At 48.7% G+C, this 2193-nt stretch carries 6 protein-coding genes; 2 read left to right on the top strand and 4 right to left on the bottom strand.

What is annotated here, in order from left to right; genetic code table 11:
* The 4 genes from PMG71_RS24060 to PMG71_RS22045 form a co-directional block, all read right to left on the bottom strand.
* Positions 1 to 148: nucleotidyltransferase domain-containing protein (locus PMG71_RS24060; protein ID WP_347179369.1), on the bottom strand; the 148-nt coding region annotated here is incomplete at its 3' end.
* Positions 149 to 261: 113 nt separating this feature from the next.
* On the bottom strand, positions 262 to 612 hold the full coding sequence (locus tag PMG71_RS22050; protein WP_430541027.1) for an NACHT C-terminal alpha/beta 1 domain-containing protein: 351 nt from the start codon (positions 610 to 612) through the stop codon (positions 262 to 264).
* Positions 608 to 784 (bottom strand): hypothetical protein, encoded by a 177-nt coding sequence (locus tag PMG71_RS24275; RefSeq protein WP_430541026.1) that lies wholly within the window; start codon positions 782 to 784, stop codon positions 608 to 610. Before PMG71_RS24275 ends, PMG71_RS22050 begins: the two co-directional genes overlap by 5 nt.
* Positions 708 to 1073, bottom strand: coding sequence for a hypothetical protein (locus tag PMG71_RS22045; RefSeq protein ID WP_283755889.1), 366 nt, complete (start codon positions 1071 to 1073; stop codon positions 708 to 710). Before PMG71_RS22045 ends, PMG71_RS24275 begins: the two co-directional genes overlap by 77 nt.
* 32 nt (positions 1074 to 1105) lie before the next feature.
* Between PMG71_RS22045 and PMG71_RS22040 the strand changes: the two genes are divergently transcribed.
* Both PMG71_RS22040 and PMG71_RS22035 read left to right on the top strand, forming a co-directional pair.
* The gene (locus PMG71_RS22040; protein WP_283755888.1) at positions 1106 to 1240 is read left to right on the top strand and encodes a hypothetical protein; all 135 of its coding nucleotides are present in this window, start codon (positions 1106 to 1108) and stop codon (positions 1238 to 1240) included.
* Between the two features lie 26 nt (positions 1241 to 1266).
* Positions 1267 to 2013: a Uma2 family endonuclease gene (locus PMG71_RS22035; RefSeq protein WP_283755887.1), complete on the top strand. Its 747-nt coding sequence runs from the start codon at positions 1267 to 1269 to the stop codon at positions 2011 to 2013.
* Positions 2014 to 2193 lie beyond the last annotated feature (180 nt).

Raw genomic sequence — 2193 nt, 5'->3', positions numbered from 1 at the left:
TATCGCTATCTGGGTTAAAATCTTCTCGGAGAATCGAGCCAAATACAGAGACTTCCACGATACCCGACTGCTGGCAAAAATCAGCCAGTTGTTCTCGCGTAATTCCTAGGCGCTCATCAAGCAGGCGATCGCATATTTTTGTACTCATTAACCTCTTCCCTTGAGATTGAACTCAATTATAATTCACAAAGAAACCGGGTTTCTACGAGAACTTGGGAGAGAGTCGAGAACCTGGGCAGAAACCCGGTTTCTAATCCCCACCTAGCGCTCTAAGAACGCCAAAATCTGCTCAATCAAGCGGGGATGTTTCGGGGAGAAGGTTGGCAGCGAGGGATGGGGTGGCTCGGTAACGACGCAGAGTTTACCCTGGAAGCGGGTGAGAGCCTCCAGGAAGGTGTCGCTGAAGCCTTGGGGGGCTGGGGGTTGGGGGTTTTCGTAGAAGATCAGAGCTAGGGGAGGGTTGCTGGTGTCGCATAGGCTTTTCCAGTAGGATTGTAAGTCCTCCATGTCATCTGGCTGACCGCTTTGGCTTGTGGGACAGCCTTGTTCGAGCATTTGATCATACACATAGTTTGCTGGATTATCGCGATCGATAAATGTACTGCCATCAATAATCCAGTTGTTCCGGGAGAGCAGCGCGTAGGAGTTGGGGAAATTCGGCGAGGTTGACGGGAGAGGGGAGCGAACCGTGCCAAGCTTGGTAGAAGTCAGGATAGGAGAGACTTTGGGCAATCTTCCAGAGAACTTTGTAGCAGTTGTGAAATAACTTGTTCGAGTTCCCCAACTTTCGCCTTGAGCCACTCTAATTCACGCGCTGCTTGATTACTTGGTATTCCCCGATAGTAAGTGGCTGGAACTTCCAATGGCTTCTGACATTGAACGGCTAACTGTTTCAGAGCCAAAAAGAGCGATCGCCGCAGTTCTTTTTCTACATCATGATTGAGAGGAATTTGGCGCTGTTGCAACCGTTCAAGCTGCCGATCTAAACCAGGAGCCAATACCTTAGCATCGGCACGTCCGGTAACAAAATTAATCAAAACGGGCAATAAAACACCAGATAACGGATCGATCATGGGAGAACCACACCCCAGCCTTGAAGAGAATTATGCTTAACGATGAGTATAGCGTTCGTCATTTAATCCGGGAATTTTTCGGCGATCGCCCCCAGGATACCCAAGAGATTTATTATGGGATACACCAACATCTGTTAAAACAAGGAATAGACCCCTCCAATCCGTAATCACTTAATTCATTACATCCCTCACCATGAACCCCACTTCCCTAAAAAGTCCCCTTATTTACCCCGAACCCGATGGAGCGCCCATGGCTGAAAGTGACCCCGCCCGCGATTACCTTGTTTATGGCGTAGAATCCCTGAAATTCTACTTTCAAGAGCGTTCGGATGTTTACGTTTCTGGTAATCTCTGGCTCTCCTATGAACAAGGAGTACCCGATGCGGTGGTTTGTCCGGATGTATTCGTGGTTTTTGGAGTAGAAAACCGCCCCCGCAGAAGTTACCGCGTCTGGGAAGAAAATAACCGTTATCCGGATTGGGTTTTGGAAGTGACTTCCATGAGTACGCGACACAAGGATGAACGGGATAAACCGGTTACCTATGCTCAGATGGGAGTAACGGAATATTTCCAATATGACCCCAGTGGGGATTATTTGCAGCCTCGGTTGAGAGGACGGAGATTAGTGAATGGAGAGTATCAGTTATTGACGCTGAATGAGTTGGCTGATGGTACGTTATCGGTGTTCTCTCCAGTTTTAGGGTTGGAGATGCGGGTGCTGCCGGATGGTAAATTGCGCTTTTTTGACCGGGAGAGTGGGGAGTATTTGCGGAGTCCGGATGAGTCGGAACGCGATCGCTTGCAGGAACGCCAACGGGCTGAACAAGCAGAATTGGCTCTAGAAGAGGAACGTAGACGCGCTCAACAAGCAGAAGCGAAGTTACAAGCCTTACGCCAGCGTCTGCTAGAACAAGGGATCGATCCCTCTACTCTGGAATAGGCTGAACAAGGAGAGAGCGATCGGATCGGTTATCCCTGATTTACCGAAAAATTGGGTTTAGAGCAACGTCCTTCTAGGACGGCTTCTCTAGAGTCTTAATATAGTCTCTTAGAACTTCAGACATGGGAACTTGCTTGGCTTTGGCATAAAGTTTAAGTGTCTCATACTCGGTTTCAGACA

It is taken from the genome of Roseofilum acuticapitatum BLCC-M154, assembly GCF_030068475.1.
Taxonomy (GTDB): domain Bacteria; phylum Cyanobacteriota; class Cyanobacteriia; order Cyanobacteriales; family Desertifilaceae; genus Roseofilum; species Roseofilum acuticapitatum.
Note: the sequence above shows the minus strand (reverse complement) of the source record. Positions and strands in the feature narration are given on the sequence as shown.

Excerpts from the sequence above, each read along its gene's own strand:
- PMG71_RS22045 (WP_283755889.1), bottom strand. The coding sequence starts at position 1,073 with ATGATCGATCCGTTATCTGGTGTTTTATTGCCCGTTTTGATTAATTTT.
- PMG71_RS22040 (WP_283755888.1), top strand. The coding sequence starts at position 1,106 with ATGCTTAACGATGAGTATAGCGTTCGTCATTTAATCCGGGAATTTTTC.
- PMG71_RS22035 (WP_283755887.1), top strand. The coding sequence starts at position 1,267 with ATGAACCCCACTTCCCTAAAAAGTCCCCTTATTTACCCCGAACCCGAT.